The organism is Bradyrhizobium sp. dw_78, from assembly GCF_018449525.1.
In the GTDB taxonomy this organism is placed as follows: Bacteria; Pseudomonadota; Alphaproteobacteria; order Rhizobiales; family Xanthobacteraceae; genus Bradyrhizobium.
This window is the reverse complement of sequence record NZ_JAAVUS010000005.1, coordinates 61,613-85,000: the sequence shown is the minus strand read 5'-3', so window position 1 is coordinate 85,000 and position 23,388 is coordinate 61,613. Positions and strand designations below refer to the sequence as shown.

At 61.8% G+C, this 23,388-nt stretch carries 17 protein-coding genes, 1 rRNA gene and 1 riboswitch (1 of these 19 running past the window's edge); of the genes, 8 read left to right on the top strand and 10 right to left on the bottom strand.

Annotation, left to right across the window (positions count from 1 at the left end; translation table 11 throughout):
- A 16S ribosomal RNA gene (locus tag HB630_RS14775) occupies positions 1 to 1,278 on the bottom strand; it reaches 211 nt to the left of the window's first position.
- A gap of 396 nt (positions 1,279 to 1,674) precedes the next feature.
- Positions 1,675 to 1,902, bottom strand: a complete 228-nt coding sequence (locus HB630_RS14770; protein ID WP_213773007.1) for a hypothetical protein — start codon at positions 1,900 to 1,902, stop codon at positions 1,675 to 1,677.
- A gap of 229 nt (positions 1,903 to 2,131) precedes the next feature.
- On the opposite strand from HB630_RS14770, the gene HB630_RS14765 reads away from it, so the two are divergent.
- Both HB630_RS14765 and HB630_RS14760 read left to right on the top strand, forming a co-directional pair.
- On the top strand, positions 2,132 to 4,204 hold the full coding sequence (locus HB630_RS14765; RefSeq protein WP_213773006.1) for a M23 family metallopeptidase: 2,073 nt from the start codon (positions 2,132 to 2,134) through the stop codon (positions 4,202 to 4,204).
- A gap of 136 nt (positions 4,205 to 4,340) precedes the next feature.
- Complete coding sequence (locus tag HB630_RS14760; RefSeq protein ID WP_213773005.1) at positions 4,341 to 4,700, top strand: SPW repeat protein; 360 nt, start codon at positions 4,341 to 4,343, stop codon at positions 4,698 to 4,700.
- Positions 4,701 to 4,791: 91 nt separating this feature from the next.
- On the opposite strand, the gene clpB is transcribed toward HB630_RS14760, so the two are convergent.
- Entirely contained in the window at positions 4,792 to 7,455 is a 2,664-nt protein-coding gene (gene clpB, locus HB630_RS14755; protein ID WP_213773004.1) for an ATP-dependent chaperone ClpB, read from the bottom strand.
- A gap of 263 nt (positions 7,456 to 7,718) precedes the next feature.
- Positions 7,719 to 8,381 carry a TIGR02594 family protein gene (locus tag HB630_RS14750; protein ID WP_213773003.1) on the bottom strand — a complete coding sequence of 221 codons (663 nt, stop codon included), beginning with the start codon at positions 8,379 to 8,381 and terminating at the stop codon, positions 7,719 to 7,721.
- 262 nt (positions 8,382 to 8,643) lie between these two features.
- Here HB630_RS14750 and HB630_RS14745 point away from each other — a divergent pair, with 262 nt between their 5' ends.
- The gene (locus HB630_RS14745; RefSeq protein WP_213773002.1) at positions 8,644 to 9,510 is read left to right on the top strand and encodes an alpha/beta hydrolase; all 867 of its coding nucleotides are present in this window, start codon (positions 8,644 to 8,646) and stop codon (positions 9,508 to 9,510) included.
- Between the two features lie 72 nt (positions 9,511 to 9,582).
- On the opposite strand, the gene HB630_RS14740 is transcribed toward HB630_RS14745, so the two are convergent.
- On the bottom strand, positions 9,583 to 10,134 hold the full coding sequence (locus HB630_RS14740; protein ID WP_213773001.1) for a hypothetical protein: 552 nt from the start codon (positions 10,132 to 10,134) through the stop codon (positions 9,583 to 9,585).
- 350 nt (positions 10,135 to 10,484) lie between these two features.
- On the opposite strand from HB630_RS14740, the gene HB630_RS14735 reads away from it, so the two are divergent.
- Positions 10,485 to 12,038 carry a L,D-transpeptidase gene (locus tag HB630_RS14735; protein WP_213773000.1) on the top strand — a complete coding sequence of 518 codons (1,554 nt, stop codon included), beginning with the start codon at positions 10,485 to 10,487 and terminating at the stop codon, positions 12,036 to 12,038.
- Between the two features lie 146 nt (positions 12,039 to 12,184).
- Here the strand turns inward: HB630_RS14735 and metW are convergent, their stop codons facing one another.
- Both metW and HB630_RS14725 read right to left on the bottom strand, forming a co-directional pair.
- On the bottom strand, positions 12,185 to 12,853 hold the full coding sequence (gene metW, locus HB630_RS14730) for a methionine biosynthesis protein MetW (protein ID WP_213772999.1): 669 nt from the start codon (positions 12,851 to 12,853) through the stop codon (positions 12,185 to 12,187).
- A 1-nt stretch (position 12,854) separates the two neighbouring features.
- Positions 12,855 to 14,057: a homoserine O-acetyltransferase gene (locus HB630_RS14725; RefSeq protein ID WP_213772998.1), complete on the bottom strand. Its 1,203-nt coding sequence runs from the start codon at positions 14,055 to 14,057 to the stop codon at positions 12,855 to 12,857.
- Positions 14,058 to 14,138: 81 nt separating this feature from the next.
- A riboswitch (SAM riboswitch) is annotated at positions 14,139 to 14,218 on the bottom strand.
- A gap of 152 nt (positions 14,219 to 14,370) precedes the next feature.
- On the opposite strand from HB630_RS14725, the gene HB630_RS14720 reads away from it, so the two are divergent.
- The 3 genes from HB630_RS14720 to HB630_RS14710 are packed head-to-tail and all read left to right on the top strand — an operon-like array spanning position 14,371 to position 17,291.
- Positions 14,371 to 15,225 carry a chorismate mutase gene (locus tag HB630_RS14720; protein WP_213772997.1) on the top strand — a complete coding sequence of 285 codons (855 nt, stop codon included), beginning with the start codon at positions 14,371 to 14,373 and terminating at the stop codon, positions 15,223 to 15,225.
- Between the two features lie 30 nt (positions 15,226 to 15,255).
- A complete protein-coding gene (locus HB630_RS14715; RefSeq protein WP_213772996.1) occupies positions 15,256 to 16,353 on the top strand; it encodes a histidinol-phosphate transaminase in 1,098 nt (365 codons plus the stop codon).
- A complete protein-coding gene (locus HB630_RS14710) occupies positions 16,350 to 17,291 on the top strand; it encodes a prephenate/arogenate dehydrogenase family protein (RefSeq protein ID WP_213772995.1) in 942 nt (313 codons plus the stop codon). Before HB630_RS14715 ends, HB630_RS14710 begins: the two co-directional genes overlap by 4 nt.
- Before the next feature lie 1,060 nt (positions 17,292 to 18,351).
- Here HB630_RS14710 and HB630_RS14705 read toward each other — a convergent pair.
- Positions 18,352 to 18,861 carry a cytochrome P460 family protein gene (locus tag HB630_RS14705; protein ID WP_213772994.1) on the bottom strand — a complete coding sequence of 170 codons (510 nt, stop codon included), beginning with the start codon at positions 18,859 to 18,861 and terminating at the stop codon, positions 18,352 to 18,354.
- A 10-nt stretch (positions 18,862 to 18,871) separates the two neighbouring features.
- Positions 18,872 to 19,921, bottom strand: a complete 1,050-nt coding sequence (locus tag HB630_RS14700; RefSeq protein ID WP_213772993.1) for an alpha/beta hydrolase — start codon at positions 19,919 to 19,921, stop codon at positions 18,872 to 18,874.
- Positions 19,922 to 20,112: 191 nt separating this feature from the next.
- Here HB630_RS14700 and HB630_RS14695 point away from each other — a divergent pair, with 191 nt between their 5' ends.
- Positions 20,113 to 21,672 (top strand): winged helix-turn-helix domain-containing tetratricopeptide repeat protein, encoded by a 1,560-nt coding sequence (locus tag HB630_RS14695; RefSeq protein WP_213772992.1) that lies wholly within the window; start codon positions 20,113 to 20,115, stop codon positions 21,670 to 21,672.
- 717 nt (positions 21,673 to 22,389) lie between these two features.
- On the opposite strand, the gene HB630_RS14690 is transcribed toward HB630_RS14695, so the two are convergent.
- The gene (locus HB630_RS14690) at positions 22,390 to 22,803 is read right to left on the bottom strand and encodes a hypothetical protein (protein WP_213772991.1); all 414 of its coding nucleotides are present in this window, start codon (positions 22,801 to 22,803) and stop codon (positions 22,390 to 22,392) included.
- Positions 22,804 to 23,388 lie beyond the last annotated feature (585 nt).

Here is a 23,388-nt window from a genome sequence, read left to right as displayed (position 1 = left end):
TTCATGGGCTCGAGTTGCAGAGCCCAATCCGAACTGAGACGGCTTTTTGAGATTTGCTAGGGGTTGCCCCTTCGCGTCCCATTGTCACCGCCATTGTAGCACGTGTGTAGCCCAGCCCGTAAGGGCCATGAGGACTTGACGTCATCCCCACCTTCCTCGCGGCTTATCACCGGCAGTCTCCTTAGAGTGCTCAACTAAATGGTAGCAACTAAGGACGGGGGTTGCGCTCGTTGCGGGACTTAACCCAACATCTCACGACACGAGCTGACGACAGCCATGCAGCACCTGTGTTCCGGGCTCCGAAGAGAAGGTCGCGTCTCTGCGACCGGTCCCAGACATGTCAAGGGCTGGTAAGGTTCTGCGCGTTGCGTCGAATTAAACCACATGCTCCACCGCTTGTGCGGGCCCCCGTCAATTCCTTTGAGTTTTAATCTTGCGACCGTACTCCCCAGGCGGAATGCTTAAAGCGTTAGCTGCGCCACTAGTGAGTAAACCCACTAACGGCTGGCATTCATCGTTTACGGCGTGGACTACCAGGGTATCTAATCCTGTTTGCTCCCCACGCTTTCGTGCCTCAGCGTCAGTATCGGGCCAGTGAGCCGCCTTCGCCACTGGTGTTCTTGCGAATATCTACGAATTTCACCTCTACACTCGCAGTTCCACTCACCTCTCCCGAACTCAAGATCCTCAGTATCAAAGGCAGTTCTGGAGTTGAGCTCCAGGATTTCACCCCTGACTTAAAGACCCGCCTACGCACCCTTTACGCCCAGTGATTCCGAGCAACGCTAGCCCCCTTCGTATTACCGCGGCTGCTGGCACGAAGTTAGCCGGGGCTTATTCTTGCGGTACCGTCATTATCTTCCCGCACAAAAGAGCTTTACAACCCTAGGGCCTTCATCACTCACGCGGCATGGCTGGATCAGGCTTGCGCCCATTGTCCAATATTCCCCACTGCTGCCTCCCGTAGGAGTTTGGGCCGTGTCTCAGTCCCAATGTGGCTGATCATCCTCTCAGACCAGCTACTGATCGTCGCCTTGGTGAGCCGTTACCTCACCAACTAGCTAATCAGACGCGGGCCGATCTTTCGGCGATAAATCTTTCCCCGTAAGGGCTTATCCGGTATTAGCACAAGTTTCCCTGTGTTGTTCCGAACCAAAAGGTACGTTCCCACGCGTTACTCACCCGTCTGCCGCTGACGTATTGCTACGCCCGCTCGACTTGCATGTGTTAAGCCTGCCGCCAGCGTTCGCTCTGAGCCAGGATCAAACTCTCAAGTTGGACTTGAAACTTCAAACCGGCTGATCACAACGTTTGACGAGGTCCCACCATATTTATTGAACGCGATTCACATCGCGAACAACGATGGTGTAACCTATATAAACGTGTACCGCCGAAGTCTTTCGTCCAGCCTCAATACTAGAAAACCGAAGTCTTCAAGTAATCGAGACTCGCAAGGACTCCGCCGTCCACGTTTCTCTTTCTTCATCTTCACTTGTCAAACAGCCCGGGTCCGCAGACCCTCTCCCATGAATGGGAGCCTCCAAGACCTCACCCGACGGCAAATGACAACCGGTAACTACCGGCTGTTGATTCACTCATCTCAGTGAGGAGCTTCACGGGCACGAAAACATGCTTTGGCCGAGGGCCAATGCAGTGCCGCGCTCAGTGGCCGGGTTATAGGCCCGCCCCATCGGAGTTGTCAACGCCTGTTGTCAACAAATCGTCGCATCGAGGAAGAGAATCTTTCGCGGCGAAGAAACCTAGATATTTTCGGTACTTCGCGCCGTACTTGAGCCACAATCCTGCGACGTTCTGACGGTTAGTTAAGAATTGAATCGCCGGATGCCCGTGGGATTGCCGGCGATGATCGACCAGGGGAACGGCGATCTTCCATGAATTCATCGCCTTTCCCTGCCAGCCTGGAAACATCGAGAGACCTATACTTCACAGAGTTGTTCGCGATTTCGGCCTGAGTCTTGTCCTTCAAGCGCCTTGAAGAACTTTGGCCTCTAATTCTCGGACAGCCACGCGGAATGTCATGCTTCCGAACCTCCCTTTCCAAGGGAACATACGGGGGCGGGGCCGGACAAAGGCCCCGGCGGATGCGGATGGAAATTTGGGGGACGGTGGTTTGAACCACAGGACGTCACGCGGGGGCGGCTACGGACGCGAGACCGGGATCATCGATCTCGGTCACGAGCCGCCGCTTTCCGTCGATGGATCCGAAGCCGCGGTGATCGATCGCCGCCGCGTTTCCGTACAATGGTTCAGCGGCACAATACTTACCGGCCTATGCGGCGCGGCCCTGATCGGCGGCGCCGTTTTTGCGTCGCTCGACGGCGAAATGACCTTCGCCAAGGTGCCGGAGCGCGTCGAGGGAGCGCTGCGGGGCGCATTCGGCGCCAATGACCACACCGCAAGCCTGCACAAGAGCGACCGCCTGCCGCCGATCGGCGAGTCCAGCGCCTTGCGCAATGTGATGCGGGTCTCGACGGTCGCCCGGGCCGGCAACCGGGATGTGATACGGGTACGGCCCTTCGTCCGGATTTCCGGCAATTTGTCGCTGACGACCAGCGATCTCAGCGCCAAGATCCCGCCCTTCAATGCACAGCGCCTGCTGGCCGATGTCGGCGACGACACGCCTGCGGCCTCCGACGATCCGAGTGCCGCCAACGCCGCCGAGCCGGATGCCGAGGTTTCATTCGTTACCAAGGATCTTGCGCCGATCCTGCCCAAGGCAAAGATCACCGCGGCAGTCGCGCTCGACGATGTCCTGATGCGGGTGCGTGACGCCGCCAACTGGCACGGTAATGGCGGCGGCGTACGTTACGCGGCGCTTGCCAATGCCGCGGCCGACGTCACCGGCGCGCAATCGGACATGAAATTGGCCTATGCGGCGGAAGGAACTGCCTCCGACCCCTATGCCGGGTTTGAAACGCGGGTGGTGCCGGAAAACGTCACGCTGCTGCCCAAGACCAACGAACAGACCACCGGCGGCAATCCCGTCGGCGAACGCGTCCATATCGTCAAGAAGGGCGAGACCGTGACCTCGATCCTGCGCGATCAGGGCGCCACGCCTGACGATGCAAGGGCGATTGCCTCTACGCTCGGGCCCCGCGGCCGCGACGGCGGCCTGCGGGAAGGCGAGAAACTTCTGATTCTGATGGAACCCGCCACCCCCGGATCGAACCAGCGGCTGGAGCCTTATCGGGTGATCGTCGCCAATGATTCCGCCGTCGAAGCCGTGGTGGCGCTGTCCGACGTCGGCAAATATGTCGCCGTCGACGTTCAGAGCATGAATACGGTCACCGATACGGCCGACGCCGGCAGCAGTGACGACGATGACGACGATGGAACCGGGGTGCGGCTCTATCAAAGCATTTACGAGACCGCGCTGCGCAACAAGGTGCCGCAGAACGTCATCGACGCCATGATCCGCATCTATTCCTACGACGTCGACTTCCAGCGCAAAGTACAGCCCGGCGACTCCTTCGACGTCTTTTACGCCGGCGAAGATGAAGGCGCGACCGCGACCGACAGGAACGAAGTGCTGTTCGCCTCGCTGACCGTCGGCGGCGAGACCAAGAAATATTATCGCTTTCAGACCCCCGACGACTCCATCGTCGATTTCTATGACGAGACCGGCAAGAGCGCGAAGAAGTTCCTGGTCCGCAAACCCGTCAACAACGCCATCATGCGGTCGGGCTTCGGCAGCCGCCGCCACCCCATCCTCGGCTACGTCAAGATGCATACCGGCGTGGACTGGGCCACCGCCTATGGAACGCCGATTTTCGCTTCCGGCGACGGTGTCGTCGAGGTGGCTGGCTGGGAGGGCGGTTACGGAAAATACGTCAAGCTGAAGCACAACAACGGCTACGAGACGGCCTACGGGCACATGTCGGCCTTCGCCAAGGGGCTTGAGGTCGGCAAACGGGTTCACCAGGGCCAGGTCATCGGCTTTGTCGGTTCGACCGGGCAGTCGACCGGCTCCCACGTCCACTACGAAATCCTGGTGAACGGCCGCTTCGTCGACCCGATGCGGGTCAAGCTGCCGCGCGGCCGCTCGCTCGAAGGGCCGATTATGTCAAACTTCGAGAAAGAGCGTGATCGCCTCGATGCCATGATGAGCGACCGCAACGGCGCACACATCTCCGACGCCACGGGCGGACCGTTGCGGCTGCAGCAGGTCAGCAGCAATCGCTAAAACGCTGGGGGTTTCAGACCCCAAGGTCGAAACAGCATGTTCCAGCCTGATTCATTGAAATTTTGATCCAGCCGGCCTGGAACCAGCGGGGCGGAACCCCGGTTGACCGACGGGGCAGCCTTCGTTGGAGGGTGCCATGGAAAACTGGACGAACGCCAAATTATGCGATGTTGCCAACTTGATCCTCGGTGCGGCCTTGTTCCTTTCGCCGTGGATGTTCGGCTTTGACGCTGGAAAGGCTTCCGAAAACGCCAATGTTGCCGGCATCGTCATTGCCGTGCTCGCGATAGCGGCACTCGCAACCTTCGCGGTCTGGGAGGAGTGGATGAACCTCATTGTCGGCTTGTTGACGCTGGTTTCGCCCTGGGTGCTGGGCTTCCAGGGCACGAGGGCGATGACGGTCCACGTGATCATCGGCGCCGCCGTGGCGATATTGGCCGCGGTCGAGCTCTGGATCATGTCCCACAACCCGCCCCGGCTCACCGCGCACCACTGAGACAGCCATACCCCGGCCCCACCGCCGGGTCGCCTCGCGAGCCGCCGCGAAGGTATACCCCACCTTCGCGGCTCGGGCTCAGTCGATTGCGTCAGTTCAGCCTGCGTTTCGATACCGGCGTGTCGAACTGCGCGATCTCGGCGGTGTGCGGCGGCTTGCCGTTGAACGTCAGCACATTGCCCTTCGCCGAGATTGCGACCTGATCGCCGTCTTTGATCTCGCCGGCGAGGATCATCTCGGCCAGCGGATCCTGCAGATTGCGCTGGATCACCCGTTTCAGCGGGCGCGCGCCATAGGCGGGATCCCAGCCCTTCTCGGCCAGCCAGTCACGCGCCACGGCATCGAGCGTGAGCGTGATCTTGCGGTCTTCCAGCAGCTTCTGCAGCCGGGCGAACTGGATCTCGACGATCCGGCCCATCTCGCTCTTCTGCAAGCGATGAAACAGGATGATCTCGTCGACACGGTTGAGGAATTCCGGGCGGAAGTGCGCCCGCACCATGCCCATCACCTGCTCGCGGACCACCGAAGTATCCTCGCCTTCCGGCTGGTTGACGAGGAATTCGGAGCCGAGATTCGACGTCATGATGATCAGCGTGTTGCGGAAATCGACCGTGCGGCCCTGACCGTCGGTCAAGCGGCCGTCGTCGAGCACCTGCAACAGCACGTTGAAGACATCGGGATGCGCCTTCTCGATCTCGTCGAACAGCACCACCTGGTAAGGCCGCCGCCGCACCGCCTCGGTGAGCGCGCCGCCCTCGTCATAGCCGACATAGCCCGGAGGCGCGCCGATCAGCCGCGACACCGAGTGTTTCTCCATGTATTCGGACATATCGAGGCGAACCATCGCGGTCTCGTCGTCGAACAGATATCCGGCGAGCGCCTTGGTCAGTTCGGTCTTGCCGACGCCGGTGGGGCCCAAGAACATGAACGAGCCCATCGGACGATTCGGGTCCTGCAGGCCCGCGCGGGAACGGCGCACGGCGGTTGCGACCGCATGCACCGCCTCGGTCTGGCCGACGACGCGCTGGCCCAGGCTGTCTTCCATCCGAAGCAGCTTGTCCTTCTCGCCTTCGAGCATCTTGTCGACGGGCACACCGGTCCAGCGCGAGACGACTTGCGCGATGTGGTTGGCGGTGACCGCCTCCTCCATCATCCCGTCCGCGTTCTCCTTGGTGTTTTCCTTCGTATTTTCCTTGGCCTCGATGTCCGCGAGCTTCTTCTCGAGCTCGGGAATCCGGCCATAGGCGAGTTCACCCGCGCGCTGATATTCGCCGCGGCGCTGTGCGTTGGCGAGTTCGATACGCAAGGCGTCGAGCTCGCTCTTGAGCTTCTGGGCATTGGAAAGCTTGTTCTTCTCCGCGCTCCAGCGCGAGGTCAGCGCCGCAGATTTCTCCTCGAGTTCGGCCAGTTCCTTTTCCAGGGTCTGCAAGCGGCTTTTCGAACCGGCGTCACTTTCCTTCCGGAGCGCTTCCTGCTCGATTTTCAGCCGAATGATTTCCCGATCCATCGAATCCAGCTCTTCCGGCTTGGAATCGACCTGCATCTTCAGCCGCGCCGCGGCTTCGTCCATCAGGTCGATGGCCTTGTCAGGCAGGAATCGGTCGGTGATATAACGGTTGGACAGCGTCGTCGCCGCCACCAGCGCGGAATCGGTGATGCGCACGCCGTGATGTTGTTCGTATTTGTCCTTCAGGCCGCGCAGGATCGAGATGGTGTCCTCAACGGTCGGCTCGGAGACGAAGATCGGCTGGAACCGGCGCGCCAGCGCGGCGTCCTTTTCGACATGCTTGCGGTACTCGTCCAGCGTAGTGGCGCCGATGCAATGCAATTCGCCCCGCGCCAGCGCGGGCTTCAACAGGTTGGACGCATCCATCGCGCCGTCGCCCTTGCCGGCGCCGATCAGCGTGTGCATCTCGTCGATGAACAGGATGATGCTGCCCTCGGCGGAGGTGACTTCCTGCAGCACGGCTTTCAGCCGCTCCTCGAACTCGCCGCGATATTTCGCGCCCGCAATCAGCGAGCCGAGATCGAGCGACAGCAATTTCTTGTCCTTTAGGCTCTCCGGCACGTCGCCATTAACGATGCGCAGCGCCAACCCCTCGACGATCGCGGTCTTGCCGACGCCGGGTTCGCCGATCAGCACGGGGTTGTTCTTGGTGCGGCGGGACAAAACTTGAATGGTGCGGCGGATTTCCTCGTCACGGCCAATGACAGGGTCGAGCTTGCCGTCGCGCGCGGCCTGCGTCAGGTCGCGGGCATATTTCTTCAGCGCATCATAGGCGTTCTCGGCGGTCGCCGAATCCGCCGTGCGGCCCTTGCGCAGCGCCTCGATCGCGGCGTTGAGATTCTGCGGCGTGACGCCGCCCTTGCTAAGGATCGTGGCCGCCTCGCTGCCCTTCTCCAGCGCCAGCCCCAGCAACAGCCGTTCGACCGTGACGAAGCTGTCGCCGGCCTTCTCGGCGGCTTTTTCCGCGGTGTCGAATGCGCGCGCCAGATCGGGCGAGAGGTAGACCTGCCCCGCGCCGCTTCCGGAAACTTTCGGGAGTTTGTTCAGCGCATCCTCGGTCGCCTTGAGGATTGCACGCGAATTGCCACCGGCGCGATCGATCAGGCCGCCAGCAAGTCCCTCGCTGTCATCCAGCAGCACTTTGAGCATATGCAACGGCGAAAACTGCTGGTGGCCGTCGCGCATCGCCAGCGATTGCGCAGACTGAATGAACCCGCGCGCCCGCTCGGTATATTTTTCAATATTCATCTGTTTTCCCTCAGCCTGCCGCTTCGCCCCGAAGGCACGAAAGCAGCATCTTCATTGGGTTTCCGCGCGGCGCGTTGACATTCCTCAACCGGCCGGCGGTCCTCACCGGCGATCACGTCGGCTTGGGGCAAATGTGGGAACAGGTCCTCCAAAACGGAAGGGGGAACTTCACAAATTCGTGCGCATTTCCGCCGGAGGGGCCGCAGCGGCGGCCCCTCCCCGCAACCGAGGAAGGGCTGCCTCTGTTGCCGGCAGCGCCGATTTTAGGTCGTCGGCACGACGTAGGCGTAAATCCGGCTGCGCGAGATCGAGGCCTCCGCCACCCGATGACCGTAGTTTCCGGAAACGACGATCGGATTGCCGTTGCCATCGATGCCGCTGACCACGCCGACATGGCCGCCGCCGTGCCGGGACATCACGGCGATCGCGCCGACCTGCGGGCCGGATACCCGCTGGCCGTAATGGGCGAACGAACTGGCCATGTCCGAGCCGGTGCCGCGATGACCGGATCGCTCCAGAACGAAATTCATGAAGCGAGCGCACCAGAGGGTGCTGCGGCTGGTCGGATTACCGCCGAGATAACGGCGTGCCTCGGCGACAAGGTTGGACGATCCGAAACCGCCGGAGAAGGCCGGGCTTCCGGAAGCGAAGCCCGCATTGGCATCATCGAAACCACCCATGGGCATCGGCTCGATGCCGGAGTCCCGGTGTGACAAGCGCGCGAAGTGCCGATAATGACGATAGGCGAAATGCCGCCTGGTGTGATGAAAAGCATAACGTGCGTGACCATGCCGCACGATGCCATGATGAGATCTTGCCGAAGCCGGAGTGACGGACACGACCATCGACGCCGTACACAGCGCCGCCGCGACGAAGCCGAAAGAAACGGCACGACGCGATCGGCGAAACGCAAACAACTGAATCATTCTCATTCCTTTGTGACCACCCCCGTTCCCATCGGCAACCCGCATCTTCTCGTGAAGAAGCGCCGGGGCAGCCGACATGGCCGTCCGTAAAGTGTCGCGGTATGGCGATAGCGTGACGCGATGCGGCGCTGCAAAAACCGTTTCGGGGTCATTCCACGTTCATTTGACGGCGAAAAAGAAATGATTCCGCCTCATTGCAGCCGCGAGCGTTAACTGCGATTTTCGGCCCGGCTCAAGAAGAGAAGAGCAGAAGGAAACGCAAATGCCCTATGCCGTCACGAACGACAATGTCCGCCTCTATTTCGAAGAAACAGGCAGCGGAACGCCGATCATTTTCCTGCACGAATTCGCCGCCGACCACACAAACTGGGAGCCGCAGATGCGTTACTTCTCGCGCGGCCACCGGTGCATCGCCTATTCGGCGCGCGGCTATACGCCATCCGACGTTCCCCCCTCGGCCGACGCCTACAGCTACAAGCATTTCTACACCGACGCCCTTGCCGTGCTCGATCACTTGAAGATCGAAAAAGCCCATCTGGTAGGCCTGTCGATGGGATCCTATTCGTCGCTGCAGATCGGCCTCAACGCGCCCCACCGCGCGCTGTCGATGACGCTGGCCGGCGTCGGCTCCGGATCAAGCCTCCAGAATCTCGAAGCCTTCCGCCAGCACTGCCAGGCCAATGCCGAACAATTCGAGACGCTCGGCTCCGCGGAAGTCGCGAAAGTCACGCGCGAGGCGCCGGGCCGGATTCCATTCCTGGTGAAGGATCCGCGCGGCCACGCCGATTTCTATGCGGCGCTGGCGCGGCACGATTCCAAGGGCTCCGCCAACACCATGCGCAGCTTCCAGGGCGGACGGCCGTCGATCTACACCCTGACCGAGGCGATCCGGAAAGTGCCGACGCCGGCGCTGATCATCTGCGGCGACGAGGACGACGTCTGTGTCGAGCCGAGCCTGTTCCTGAAGAAACACCTTCCCGCCGCGGGGCTGACGTTCTTTCCGAAATCGGGCCACGTGCTCAATCTCGAGGAGCCGGCCCTGTTCAACGAGATGGTCGAGCGCTTCATCGCGCTCGCCGAAGCGGGCCGCTGGCCGGTGCGCGACCCCCGCTCGGTGGCGGCCGGTTAGCGCGCCATTCCGGGATGCGCCGATCGGATATGCATCATTGCGTCGGCACGAAGTTGCGCCCACGGTAAGTGGTCATTGCAATTTGAGGGCTGATTTTCCCAAGGTGATTTCTGGCCTGCAGAGACCCATCGCGATCCAAGCGGCAATAAGCCTCAACATGAACTTGCCGGCGTGACCATCATAATTCGGCAAGTCATCGGCAAGCTTGACGCCGTCTCGCCGGTCTTGTGTCATGACCCGCATTTCAAGGGGCGGAGCACCTGCCGGAAAGCGGTTCCGGTACATCGTCAGCCAATGCCCTCTGGTAAAGTCGAGGAACATTGCCGAATTACAACATGTGGCTATGACCCGCCGGGTAGCGGAATCGGGCTTGAGCCGGTGCTCTTCAAGATACTCCTGCCCCGTCACACATTGCACTCGATCCTTTCGATACAGGATGTAGTCTGTTCCACCGTCGGGATTGAGCACGGATGGCGCGGAAACCAAGTGTTCAAAGCGGCTTCCGGCTTCTTGGCAACTCGCGCAATAGCAGCAGGCAGTCAGAATCGGCTGGCCGACTGCCTCCAATTTCACCTTGCCGCATCGGCATATCTCGAAGAGGCGCTTTTGCTGTTTCTGGTTCACCGCGACCGCCCATTCGTGGATTGATGCTGTCTATGAAGTTATTTTGGCGTTAGTAAGAAATGTCAGCAACGGGTCCGCAACGGAAACCAAGCACTGTCCCACTATCACTCCGCTCTGCTACCAAGAACGGACCACACCGTGATCCGCGCGCGGGCTGACAATGGGCCAATTTCAGCCGCGAGCTAGCCTTCCTTGTGCGCGGGCTGTCGTGTATGAAGATTTTTCATCGGAACGATAGTCCCCGGGAGCGAATTGGCGGCGTGGATGGGTGTGGCGGTCGGTTCATCAAGAAATCGCGATCCCGCACTCCGTCGACGCAAGTGCGGGCAGATATTTCAACCGGGGATGGCATGGTAAATCGATTGACGACGGCGCAATCCAACGTGGTGATGCGGCGTTGGGGGCCTCCCGCCATTATGATGCTCATGTCGATGGCCGTCCTGACGGCGCTGACCGCCGGCGCCGCGGCGAGACCGGCGCGCCCCGCAGCCACCATCGAGGCGACGGCGCCGCGCGAGGCGGGCCAGCCGATCATGGCGATCGTATCGATCAAGAGCCAGAAGGTCACTTTCTACGACGCCGACGGCTGGATCCTGCGCGCACCGGTGTCGAGCGGCATCAAGGAACGCGAGACGCCGGCCGGCGTCTTCGCCGTCATCGAGAAGGACAAGGACCACCACTCGACCATGTATGACGATGCCTGGATGCCGAACATGCAGCGCATCACCTGGAATGGCGTCGCGCTGCACGGCGGGCCGCTGCCCGGCTATGCGGCCTCGCATGGCTGCGTGCGGATGCCCTACGACTTTGCGGAGAAGCTGTTTGACAAGACGTGGATCGGGATGCGGGTGATCATCTCGCCCGGCGACGCCGAACCGGTCGATTTCACTCATCCGGCACTGTTCGTACCGAACGCAGACGCGCTCGCGGCCGCGCCGGCCAGGGCCGAGGCGCTCACGCGCGAGGCCGAGGATGCCGCCAGGGCAGCCGGCGAGGCGAAGAAAGCTGCCGCGACGACGTCACGTGAGGCAGCATCGCTGCCGGCGTCGCTCCGAAAGCTGGAGCAACTCAAGAAACGCGCCGACGCCGAGCTCGCCTATCTCGACAGGACGCTCGCCGCGGCAAAGACCGATCAGGCCAAGGCGCTCGCCGAGGAGCTGAAGCAGAAGGCCGTCACCAGGGCCGCGGACGCGGCGACGCAGCTCGACACCGCCAAGGCCGACGCGCAGCCCAAACTCGATGCGGTGACTGCCGCGAAAGACGCCGCCAAGGCGGCCGCGACCCAAAAAGCCGATACCGCCAAAGCGGCGATGGAAGCGAAGCTCTTGCTCGAGCCGGTCTCGGTCTATATCAGCCGCGCGACGCAGAAGCTTTACGTCCGGCGCAACACGCACAAGCCTGCGCCGGACGGCGGCGGCGAGGTATTCGATTCGTCCATCGAGGTTCCGGTCACGATCCGCGATCCCGATACGCCGATCGGCACACACATCTTCACCGCGGTGGCGCGCACCGACAAGGGCTTGCGCTGGACCGCGGTCACGATCGACAACGGGGACGACGCCAAGGACGCGCTCGACCGCATCACCATTCCGCAGGATGTGCTCGATCGCATCGGGCCGACCGCCGTGCCGCGATCCTCGATCGTCGTCTCCGACGAGCCGCTGAGCAGCGAAACCAATTATCGCACCGAGTTCGTCGCGGTGCTGGGCAACCAGCCCCAGGGCGGCTTTATAACCCGTCAGCCGACGCCCGCGGCCGATGATGACCGCATTGCCAGCGGCAGCGACCCGGACGACGGCGGCTTCTTCCTTTTCCAGCGCAATCCGGCCCCCCAAACCGGCAATACACAGCGGCGCGGGGGCCAGTATTATCGTCCGGTACAACAGGGCTGGTCGCTGTGGTAGACGAGGCACACCGCGCGTGGGCCGCATTCCAAATCCTGCGAAGCGGGCCGCTGGCCGGAGCGTGATCCAAGGTCGGTGGCGGCGGATTAGTTTTCGTCATTCCGGGGCGATGCACAGCATCGAATCCGGAATGACGGATGAGCCTTTTACTTCGTCTTCTCCGCCCTGCTGAGCAGAAACACGCCCTGCTCGCCGAACATGTTCCAGAACCACCAGGGGGCGTTGAGACGGAGCGGACGGCCGTAAAGGTCGAGTGCGACCGCGCGTTCCATCTTGACGTTGATCTCGTCGCAGAGCTGCACGAAATCCTTGATGGTGCAGAAATGGATGTTCGGCGTGTCGTACCAGGTCGCCGGCAAATTCTCCGTGCGCGGCATGTGGCCGCCGATCAGGAGTTGCAGGCGCATCCGCCAGAACCCGAAATTCGGGAACGAGACGATGGCGCGCCGCCCGATCCGCAGCAGATTTTCCAGCACCGTCCTCGGCTGCCGCGTCGCCTGAAGTGTCTGCGACAGGATCACGTAATCGAAGGCGTCGTCGGGATAATTGACGAGGTCGGTGTCGGCGTCGCCCTGCACCACCGCAAGCCCCTTGGCGACGCAGCGGTTGACGCCCTCACGCGACAATTCGATGCCACGCCCGTCGATCCCGCGGCTTTCGAGCAGTTGCAGCAGATCGCCGTCGCCGCAACCGACGTCGAGCACCTTTGAGCCGCGCTCGACCATTCCCGCGACCAGCAGATGATCACTACGGTAATTTTCGCTGTTGCGCGGCGCATCGCCGGAAAGGGGCAAAACCTGTTGCTGCATCGTCATCTCAGCCGCCTGCCCTGGTCAGGCCGCGCGCGGTGCCCGCCGATTGCAGGAACGCGCGCGAGATGTCGAAGAATTCCGGCACGTCCAGCAGAAACGCATCATGGCCGCGATCGGTCTCGATCTCCGCGAACGACACCCGCGCATTGGAAGCGTTGAGCGCATGCACCAGCGCACGCGACTCCGATGTCGGAAACAGCCAGTCGCTGGTGAAGGACACCACGCAGAACCGGGTCTTGATGCCGCGGAACGCCCGCGCCAGAACCCCGTCATGATCGGCGGCGATATCGAAATAGTCCATCGCCCGCGTCAGATAGAGATAGCTGTTGGCATCGAAACGCTCGACGAAGGACGAGCCCTGATGGCGCAGGTAGCTCTCGACCTGGAAGTCCGCATCGAAGGAAAAGGTCGGCAGGTCGCGGTCCTGCATGCGCCGGCCGAATTTGCGATGCAGCGCTGCGTCCGACAGATAGGTGATATGCGCCGCCATCCGCGCCACGCCGAGCCCGCGATGCGGATGCGTGCCCTGCTCGAAATAGCGCCCGTGATGCCAGTCGGGATCGGCCATCACCGCCTGCCGGCCCAGTTCGTGAAACGCGATGTTCTGCGCCGAGTGCCGCGTGCTGCACGCCACCGCCAGCGCCGAGAACACGCGCTCCGGGTACGCCGCGGTCCATTGCAGCGCTTGCATGCCGCCCATCGAGCCGCCGACCACGCAGAACAAGGTCTCGATACCGAGCCGGTCGATCAGCATGGTTTGCGCGCGCACCATGTCGGGAATGGTGATGATCGGAAAATCCAGACCCCATAATTTTCCGGTGGCCGGGTTGGTCGAAGCCGGCCCGGTCGATCCCATGCAGCCGCCGATCACATTCGAGCAGATGACAAAATACCGGTCGGTATCGAGCGGACGGCCGGGACCGATCATAGTTTCCCACCAGCCGGGCTTGCCGGTCACCGGATGGATATTGGCGGCGTGCTGATCGCCGGTCAGCGCATGGAAAACCAGAATCGCGTTGGAACGGTCGGCATTGAGCTTGCCATAGGTCTGATAGGCGATCTGAAAGGGCGAGAGATCGATGCCGCAATCGAGCTTCAGCGGCCGGTCCGGGCCGAACTTCGCCACCGGCGAACTCGGATGGTCCGCCTCCCGCGCGCGCTCCTCGGCATGGATCGAAGGACTGGCTAACGACTCTACTTTCGTCATCTCGGCACCGGCCCCTCGGGGAGGCTCACAGACGGAAATCAGGCCATAAAAAACCCGGCCTGAACAAAGGTTCGGCCGGGATCCCATCTGTCCCCGGCCTGTTTAGCGAGTTGTTTAACGTGGCTGCAAGCCGGCCGGCTCAAATGACCACGGAGTACCTGCAAGCTAGTACCCAGGGGAGCCCTCGTCAAGGCAAGCCGATGGTTAACCTGACCCTCGCACCCGACGTTTCTCTTTGCTTTCAGCTGCCGTCTTACCTAATCAGTAGCCTTCCTTGCCGGAGCCGAAGCGATCCGGCGTTCAGGTTCCAGAGATGTCCAAATTGCCCCCCGCTCCGCCCTCGCTGCAGGAGCTGCGCCAAGAGATCGATACGATCGACGAACAGGTTCACCGCCTGCTGATGCAGCGCGGCGACATCATCGACCGCCTGATCCGGGTCAAGCAGACCCAGGAGGTCGGCTCGGCCTTTCGTCCGGCGCGCGAGGCCGACATGATGCGCCGGCTGGTGCAGCGCCATCGCGGGATCCTGCCGCTCGACACCGTCGAAAGCATCTGGCGCGTCATCATCTCGACCTTCACCTATGTGCAGGCGCCGTTTTCCGTCCACGCCGATATCTCGCTCGGCGAATCCGCGATGCGGGATTCGGCCCGTTTTCATTTCGGCTTCACCGTCCCCTATGTCTCGCATTTCAGCGCCACCGCCGCCGTCGAGGCGGTCGCCAAGTCCAAGGGCGATCTGGCGCTGGTCTCCGCCACTTCCAGCCACACGCCCTGGTGGATCGCGCTCGAAGCCAGCGCCGCGCCGAAGATCATCGCGCGGCTGCCCTTCGTCGAGCGCGCCGATCATCCGGCCGCGCTGCCGGTTTTCGTGGTATCGCGGGTTTCCGATGACGCCAGGGTCACCGAGGTCGAAACCTGGAGCGTGCGGGTATCCGGCTGGAACGCCGAAACCGCGCGCGCGCTGTCGCCGCTGGCCGAAATCGTCGCGGTGCCGGACACCGCTTTCGACGGCGCTGCCCTGCTGATCTCGGTCGCGGGTTCCGGCAGCCTCGAAAAGATCAAATCGGCGCTGATCGAGTCCGGCGCCTCGGTGCGGTCGTCGGCCCTCGTCGGCAGCCACGCAACGCGCTATACGGTGCCCGCAAATGACGGGGCCGCGAAGTCCTAAAAGCCACGCCCTGACAATCCGGAGTTGAAGATGAGCCGTCCCGTGCCGAATCCCGGCATTCTCGATATTGCGCCCTACACGCCGGGCAAGAGCCCGGTCGCGGAGCCGGGGCGCAAGGTGTTCAAGCTGTCGGCCAACGAAACGCCGTTCGGGCCTTCGCCGAAGGCGATCGCGGCTTATAAGGACGTGGCGGGGCATCTGGAGGATTATCCGGAAGGCAGCTCCCGAGTGCTGCGCGAGGCGATCGGCCGTGCGTTCGGGCTCGATCCCGACCGCATCATCTGCGGCGCCGGTTCCGACGAAATCCTCAATCTGCTGGCGCATACCTATCTCGACCACGGCGACGAGGCCATCAGCACCACCCACGGCTTTCTGGTCTACCCGATCGCCACCCTGGCGAACGGCGCCAAGAACGTCGTCGCGCCCGAGACCGATTTCACCGCCGACGTCGATGCGATCCTGAAGGCGGTCTCGCCGCGCACCAAGCTGGTATGGCTCGCCAATCCGAACAATCCGACCGGCACCTATCTGCCGTTCGACGAGATCAAGCGGCTCCGCGCCGGATTGCCGTCGAACGTGCTGCTGGTGCTGGATGCGGCCTATTGCGATTACGTGTCGCGCAACGATTACGAAATGGGAATCGAACTGGTGGCGACGACCGAAAACACGGTCATGACCCATACCTTCTCGAAGATTCATGGCCTCGCCGCGTTGCGGGTCGGCTGGATGTTCGGCCCGCCCCACATCGTCGACGCGGTGAGCCGGATTCGCGGTCCGTTCAACGTCTCGACCCCGGCGATGCTGGCGGCGGTGGCCGCGATCGAGGACACCGCGCACCAGCAGATGTCGAAGACGCACACCGAGAAATGGCGCAACTGGCTGACCGAGCAGATCACCAGTCTCGGCCTGAAGGTGACGCCGAGCGTGGCGAACTTCGTGCTGATCCATTTCCCGCTGGAGAAGGGCAGAACCGCCGCCGAGGCCGACGCGTTCCTGACCAAGCGGGGACTCGTGCTGCGCGGCTTGAACAATTACGGCCTGCCGCATGCGCTGCGCATGACCATCGGCACCGAGGAGGCCAACCGTCTCGTGGTCGATGGCCTGCGCGACTTCCTGGCAGGCAAATGAACGCTACACCGCTCTTCCCACGCGTGGCCCTGATCGGCTTCGGCCTGATCGGCGGTTCGATCGCGCGCGCCGCGCGGGCGCAGGGCCTGGCGGGCGAGATCGTCATCACCGACCACTCGGCCAAGACCCGCGCGCGCGTGGCCGAGCTCGGCATCGTCGATCGCGTGGCCGAGACCAATGCGGAAGCCGTCAAAGGCGCCGACCTGGTCATCCTCTGCATTCCCGTCGGCGCCTGCGGCCCGGTCGCGCAGGAAATCGCGCCCCATCTCAAGCCGGGCGCGATCGTCTCCGACGTCGGCTCGGTCAAGGGCGCGGTGGTCAGGGACGTGGCGCCGCATCTGCCGGCCAACGTACATTTCGTTCCGGCGCATCCGGTGGCCGGCACCGAACATTCCGGTCCGGATTCGGGTTTCGCCGAGCTGTTCATCGATCGCTGGTGCATCCTGACGCCGCCGGAAGGGACGGATCCCACCGCGGTCGAAAGGCTGCGCGCGTTCTGGGCGGCGATCGGCGCCAAGGTCGAAATCATGACACCCGACCATCATGATCTCGTGCTCGCGATCACCAGCCACCTGCCGCATCTGATTGCCTACACCATCGTCGGCACCGCCGACGAACTCGGCAAGGTGACCTCGTCGGAAGTGATGAAATTCTCCGCCGGCGGCTTCCGCGATTTCACCCGTATCGCGGCCTCCGATCCGACCATGTGGCGCGACGTATTTCTGGCCAACAAGGACGCGGTGCTGGAAATGCTCGGCACCTTCAACGAGGACCTGTCGAAGCTGACCCGCGCCATCCGCCGCGGCGACGGCGAGGCGCTGTTCGACCATTTCACCAGCACCCGCGCGATCCGGCGCGGCATCGTCGAGATCGGCCAGGATTCGCCGGCGCCCGATTTCGGCCGCCCGCACGCGAATCTGGCAAAGAAGCCGGATTAGGGCAGCAGGGCTTTCGTGTCGTGCGGCTCTCATTTTCGTTTTAAGCAATTCCAAAGCCGTCATACCCGCGCATGCGGGGTATCCAGTATGCCGCGGCTTCCCGGTTCATCACTGACGTCTCTGAAATACTGGATCACCCGCATAGGCGGGTAATGGCGACTGAGGGTGCGGCGCATTCGAATGCATCGGATACGACCTCGCGATATCGCGACGCATCACGCCCGAGTTTTGCAGGAATCTCTCGCCCGATGGAGGGCGTGGCGCGGCCCTCAGTGAGGGCGCGGGGAATGCCGGGTGCCCGATGCACCCGCAGCCTCGCGTGCAAAAGTAGAAAGCACACGAGTTAGTCACCACGAGTTCACCGGAAATCACCCGGCATTCCCGCACGCGGCTGGTTTTAACGGTTTACTCCGCGCTCTCCCCGGCGACGAATTCGTCTTGTCACCGTCATCGGCGGATTGAAGGAATTGTCGAACCCGGTCGGGCCCGCAAAACCTCCGCCGATTTGACACCAGCAACGGGTGCCAGGACCACACGGCTTCACCGTCCGCATCAGCATCGTTCGTCTGCGCACCCTCGTCGCTCACGAGCCAAAACTCGCCCTGCGATCCGGTGTTGCGCCCGACGCTGCCGCGTCCACCGCATCCCACCCCAACGTTCGTGACGATGGCCAACGCCCCTCGTGAGGGATGAGACGGCGGGGTTTCTAACGCCGATTTGGCGAAGGCAAGAAGGGGAATATTTTTAAGGAAAGGACTGGACCGGGCAAATCACCTTGAACCGCCTTAGCAAATTCGAACCGTTCGACGTGCGCGTTCGACCTGCGGCTGCTCCAGCTCCTTCCATCGTCGCCCGCGCGCGGCGCGGTTGCACGCAACGGCGCTCTTCCCGCTTCCCGACATTCAATCGCGTCGATCAATGTCCGCCGTTCAAGCCAAAGTTGGCATCACTTCGAGGCGCCAAGATTTCAGCCTTTGACCCGTTGTTGACCTGCAGCAACATCTATTTCGGGGATCGGCAAGACTTCGCCTTCGTTTCGCATTTCCGGGCTGCCGCATGATCATCGCGCAAATTTCGTGAAAACGAGATCGTGATCCTTGACGTGCGCTTCATGACAGGGGACGCAGCTGCGATGCTGCATCTCATCCACCGGCATGCCGTCGATGAAGCGGCCGAATCCCCAGCCGCCGGTCGATGCATATTTCCTGGCATCCTTGACCATGACCTGTACCGTTGTCGCGGGTCCGGTGACGAAGGCGCCGTCCAGGCCTTCCACCGGCACATGCTTCCAGGCGAGCTTGACGAGGATGGTGCCGTCCGGAAACGGCAGTATTCCCTCCTGATAGGCCTTCACGGCGACGTCATTGCCGAGAACGCCCCGCAATTCGTCCAGGCCTGCCTCATGGGCCACCGCAATCATTTTCCAGTCCCGGTATCCATCCGGAATGGTGACTCCGAAGATCGGCGAGGCCAGGCGCTTGGTTTCGCCGCGTACCAGCGAGGGGCTGAACTGCGCGATCAAAAGCAGCACGACGACGGCGAGAACACCGATGACGATGGTCCTGCGCATTGCAATCCTCTCAAGTCAGCGTGGCTACGTCGATGACGGCTTGCGCGAACGCTTTCGGGGCCTCCTGCGGCAGGTTGTGACCGATGCCCCCCTTGATCTCGCGGTGCTCATATTTGCCGGAGAATTTTTTGGCATAAGCCGCCGGCGGCGGATGCGGCGCGCCATTGGCGTCGCCTTCCATCGTGATGGTCGGGACACTGATGACAGGCGTCGTCGCGATAACTTTGTCCAGGTCGGCGTAACGCGCTTCGCCTTCGGCAAGCGCAATTCGCCACCGGTAATTGTGAATCACGATCGCGACATGGTCGGGGTTCTCGAACGACGTCGCACTGCGGTCGAAGATTGCGTCATCGAACTTCCATTGCGGCGAGGCAAGCTGCCAGATCAGTTTCGCGAAGTAGTGGCGGTATTTCTCATATCCTTCCTTGCCCCGTTCGGTCGCGAAATAGAACTGGTACCACCATTGCAACTCGGCCGACGGCGGCAGCGGCGTCTTGCCGGACTCTTGGCTCGATATCAGATAGCCGCTGACCGAAACCATGGCCTTGCAACGCTCCGGATAAGCGGCGGCGATGATGTTCGCGGTCCTTGCACCCCAGTCGAATCCAGCCAGGGTCGCCTTTTCGATCTTCAGCGCATCCATTAACGCGATGATGTCGGCCGCGATCGCCGCGGGATGGCCTTCCCGTAACGTGTCGCTCGACAGGAAGCACGTCGTGCCATAGCCGCGCAGATAAGGTACGATGACACGATAGCCAGCCTGCGCCAGCAGCGGGGTCACTTCGACGAAGCTATAGATATCGTATGGCCAGCCGTGCAGCAGAATGACGACGGGACTATCAGCCGGACCAGCCTCGGCATAGCCGACGTTCAACAGTCCGGCATTAATCTGTTTCAGCGGCGCAAAGGAGGTGTTGGTTCCCGGCTTGATCACAGGCCGCACGGACCCGGCTTTGGTTTGCCCGCTCGCCGCGCCGATCGCGCCGAACGAAGTAGCTGCAAATGTCGCCGCAGCGACGCCGAGAAAATCCCGCCGGCGATGGTTGATATCTTCGAACATGACGATCTCCTTTTCCTCGTTCCGGCGCGCTCATGACGTCACGGCAACCGGAAGCGCGAAAGCCATAACCTCACGCTGCGCCGGGCGCTTTCAGGAGGCATGGATTTGTGCTTCAGAACGCCATGATTTTTGCGGCAGAGCGGATGTGGTAGGCTCCGCACCGGGCTGGCAGGGACAGCAGGATTGACGATTTGCTGTATTATTTCAGTGACTTGGTTCTGGATTCTAGCCGGCGCGAATTGCGACGCGGGGAGGATCAGATCCGGCTCGAGCCGCAGGTTTTCGACCTCCTGGAATTTCTTATCCGCGCCCGCGATCGAGTGGTCAGCCGCGACGAGCTGCTCGACACCGTCTGGCGCGGCCGGACAGTCTCGGACGCGACGCTGTCGAGCCGCATCAACGCGGCACGGACGGCGGTCGGCGACAATGGCGAGGCACAGCACCTGATCCGTACGTTGCCGCGCAAAGGCGTCCGCTTTATCGGCGACGTGCGCGAGGCGCCGGATTTACAATATGCCGCACCGGCCGCGGACCCCACCCATCCCACCGAACCGGAAAAGCCGTCGATCGCGGTTCTGCCCTTCAACAATATGAGCGGCGATGCCGAACAGGAGTTCTTCGCCGACGGCATGGCCGAGGACATCATCACCGCATTGTCCCGCTGCAGCGGCCTGTTCGTCATCGCCCGCAATTCCTCCTTCCTCTACAAAGGCAAGCCGACTGACATCCGTGAAATCGGGCGTGAACTTGGTGTCGCCTACGTGCTCGAAGGCAGCGTCCGCCGCGGCGGCAACCGCCTGCGGATCACGGGGCAGTTGATCGACGCGGGCTCGGGCCGGCACCTCTGGGCCGATCGCTTCGACGGTGAGCTCAGCGACGTCTTCGACCTGCAGGATCGCATCACCGAACGCGTGGTGGCCGCCATCGAGCCGACCGTGCAGTTCGCCGAGGTCGAGCGTCAGAAGTCGAGCAAGCCGAGCCGACTCGAGGCCTATGATCTTCTGCTGCGCGCCTATGGGCTCGAATATGCATTCACCGCCGAGAGCACGGCCGCCGCGCTCGCCTGTCTCGACCAGGCGCTTGCCATCGACCCGACCTACGCACCGGCTCTCGCCATGGCGGCCTATTGCCACGCGCTACGCCATTTTCAAGGCTGGGTCACGCCGGGCGATACGCACGAGGCGGAGGGTACCAAGCTGGCGTGGCAAGCCGTCGAGCTTGCACCCAATGACGCCCAGGTGCTGTGGATGGCGGCGTTCGCGATCTGGAATATGTCGCAGGACCGGCGCGCCGCGGCCCCTGAACTGTTCGCGCGCTCGCTCAGGATCAATCCGAACTCCGTCACGGCGCTCGCGCTCGGTGGTTGGATCGAGATCATGCGCGGCAATCAGGGGCCGGGCCGCACCATGATCGAGCGCGCCCAACGCCTTAGTCCGCGCGACCCGCGCGGCTGGTTCACTTCCGGCGCCATGGCGATCGCCGCGACCGCCGACGAGAACTATCCCGAGGCCCTGCAATGGGCCGAAAAGGCGCTGACGCAGAACCGGCGCTTCGCCGTCGCCCTGCGTGTCCTCATCGTCGCGCTTGTCAATCTCGGTCGCAAGGATCGCGCCGGCACGATCGCGCGGGAGCTGCTCGAGGTCGAGCCGGCGTTGACGATCTCCGGCTTCTTCAAACGCATCCCGTTCCCGCGCGATACGATGGCGGCAAGCTATGCCGAGGCGTTACGCGCTGCCGGCGTGCCAGAGTAATCAAGCCGCACGGTCGTAACGCGGAATTGGATCGACTTGATGAAACGCCTAGCTTAGCGCACGCGTCGGCTTGTGGCTGTGGACATTTCCAGCGACAACTCAATGTCCGAATGGATGCCGCACCACGATCGGCTAAGATAAAGAAATGCGTGATTTCGGAGAGTATTTGCGAGCTTACAGAGCCTATGTCTCGGCCGGCCTTGGCTGGCGTAGAGCCTTGACCGGTGCATTCGTGTGGCTCGCTGGAATGTTTGTCCCACTCTGGGCAAAGGCATTGGTGCAATTGCCGAATTGGGCGGCAATAACATGGATGATCGGGTGGGCGTTGCTTGGCTATATTGTTGCACCCTACGGCATGTGGAAACATCAACGCGTTCAGAGTTCGAAGCTCAGCGAGCCAGAGCGTAAATAGCGCTCTGCGGTAGCGCTCTATGGTCTTCCGCTCTTGGCCCATACCGACGGAATCCAGCGATCGTCCGCATGTCGGCTATCCGGGGTAGGTCAGCCCTCGCGGCGCCACAGCCAATCGACCAAGCGAAGAAGCCAGCCCAAAAGAGGATCAGGCGCTCCGAACGAGCAAAATTGGGCTCTCGCAGAAGCCACTCCCCGGTGAGCAAGGCATGCCACAAGGCCGGTACGATATGCACACAAATGAATATCGGAACGCTCACCGCCAAGATCGCGAATACAGTGTGCGATATCACTGCCTTCGGTATCCTAGAAACCAAACTTTCGCTGTAGGGCGCGGATGCTGAACCCCAGAACGGGCATTACGATGATCAACACCCCGACCATCGCAACTAAACCCGTTCCAGTCTTTCTCTCTTCTGGCGGGATGTATTCCGGCCCTTTCCGTCTGATTATAACGATGCCGCATATTGATATCGCTGCTATGAGCACAACGACGAGAAACCGGAACGCGCCCGGAACCGGAAAGCCACGCAGATAAAAAAACAACACGTTGCCTAAGGTGAATACAAGCAGGAGCACGAATATGGTTATGCCCCAGCTAAGCGGGATTTTAGCGCGAGTTTCAGTCGAAGGCAGGCCCTTGCGTTCCCGCTGGATCTTGGAGAACAGGTAAAGCAAGCTGCTAAGGGCGACGAAGAGTGTGACAACCCAACTCGGCATGAAGCCGCCTCCGTATTCGGCGCGATGCAGTTAGGTTGCATAGAAGTGTTTAAACTACCTTTAGCGAAATGACGGGTTTTGAACGGCAGGCGTAAATCCGCCGAGGTTACGCTGGGGGAGGCCCACGCTTACAAGCGATAGATGGTCCGCTTCTGGCCCTTTTCGGACCTGAGACCTCCTATTCAGCAACATCCGCTCGTTGCCGTAAAGCGGACACCATGCGGGAGCGAGTCGCATCACGCAATTGACCACGGAGCAGATGCTCGCCCGCGGCACTCCCTCTACGCTGTTTTACAACTCCGCCACCCTGCAACGTTCGTCATTGCGAGCCACCGGGTCGGCGCGAAGCGCCGCCCGATGACAGGCTCCGCGACGAAGCAATCCAGACTTCCTTCGTGGCGCTGGATTGCTTCGCTTGCGCTTGCAATGACGGAACAGCCCGAAGAAACCAAATCGCGGCGCATCCACGTCAACGATTCCTTTTCAATTCGCTCGATGGGTCAGCCCAGAACCCTATCGGCTTCGATTGAACCAGAACCGGACTCCAACTTTTTTTGACGCGTTTTCCTTACGCGAAGCGGAATC

Coding starts and splice junctions, on each gene's coding strand:
- HB630_RS14770 (WP_213773007.1), bottom strand. CDS start 1,902: ATGAATTCATGGAAGATCGCCGTTCCCCTGGTCGATCATCGCCGGCAA.
- HB630_RS14760 (WP_213773005.1), top strand. CDS start 4,341: ATGGAAAACTGGACGAACGCCAAATTATGCGATGTTGCCAACTTGATC.
- clpB (WP_213773004.1), bottom strand. CDS start 7,455: ATGAATATTGAAAAATATACCGAGCGGGCGCGCGGGTTCATTCAGTCT.
- HB630_RS14750 (WP_213773003.1), bottom strand. CDS start 8,381: ATGATTCAGTTGTTTGCGTTTCGCCGATCGCGTCGTGCCGTTTCTTTC.
- HB630_RS14745 (WP_213773002.1), top strand. CDS start 8,644: ATGCCCTATGCCGTCACGAACGACAATGTCCGCCTCTATTTCGAAGAA.
- HB630_RS14735 (WP_213773000.1), top strand. CDS start 10,485: ATGGTAAATCGATTGACGACGGCGCAATCCAACGTGGTGATGCGGCGT.
- metW (WP_213772999.1), bottom strand. CDS start 12,853: ATGACGATGCAGCAACAGGTTTTGCCCCTTTCCGGCGATGCGCCGCGC.
- HB630_RS14725 (WP_213772998.1), bottom strand. CDS start 14,057: ATGACGAAAGTAGAGTCGTTAGCCAGTCCTTCGATCCATGCCGAGGAG.
- HB630_RS14720 (WP_213772997.1), top strand. CDS start 14,371: ATGTCCAAATTGCCCCCCGCTCCGCCCTCGCTGCAGGAGCTGCGCCAA.
- HB630_RS14715 (WP_213772996.1), top strand. CDS start 15,256: ATGAGCCGTCCCGTGCCGAATCCCGGCATTCTCGATATTGCGCCCTAC.
- HB630_RS14710 (WP_213772995.1), top strand. CDS start 16,350: ATGAACGCTACACCGCTCTTCCCACGCGTGGCCCTGATCGGCTTCGGC.
- HB630_RS14705 (WP_213772994.1), bottom strand. CDS start 18,861: ATGCGCAGGACCATCGTCATCGGTGTTCTCGCCGTCGTCGTGCTGCTT.
- HB630_RS14700 (WP_213772993.1), bottom strand. CDS start 19,921: ATGTTCGAAGATATCAACCATCGCCGGCGGGATTTTCTCGGCGTCGCT.
- HB630_RS14690 (WP_213772991.1), bottom strand. CDS start 22,803: ATGCCGAGTTGGGTTGTCACACTCTTCGTCGCCCTTAGCAGCTTGCTT.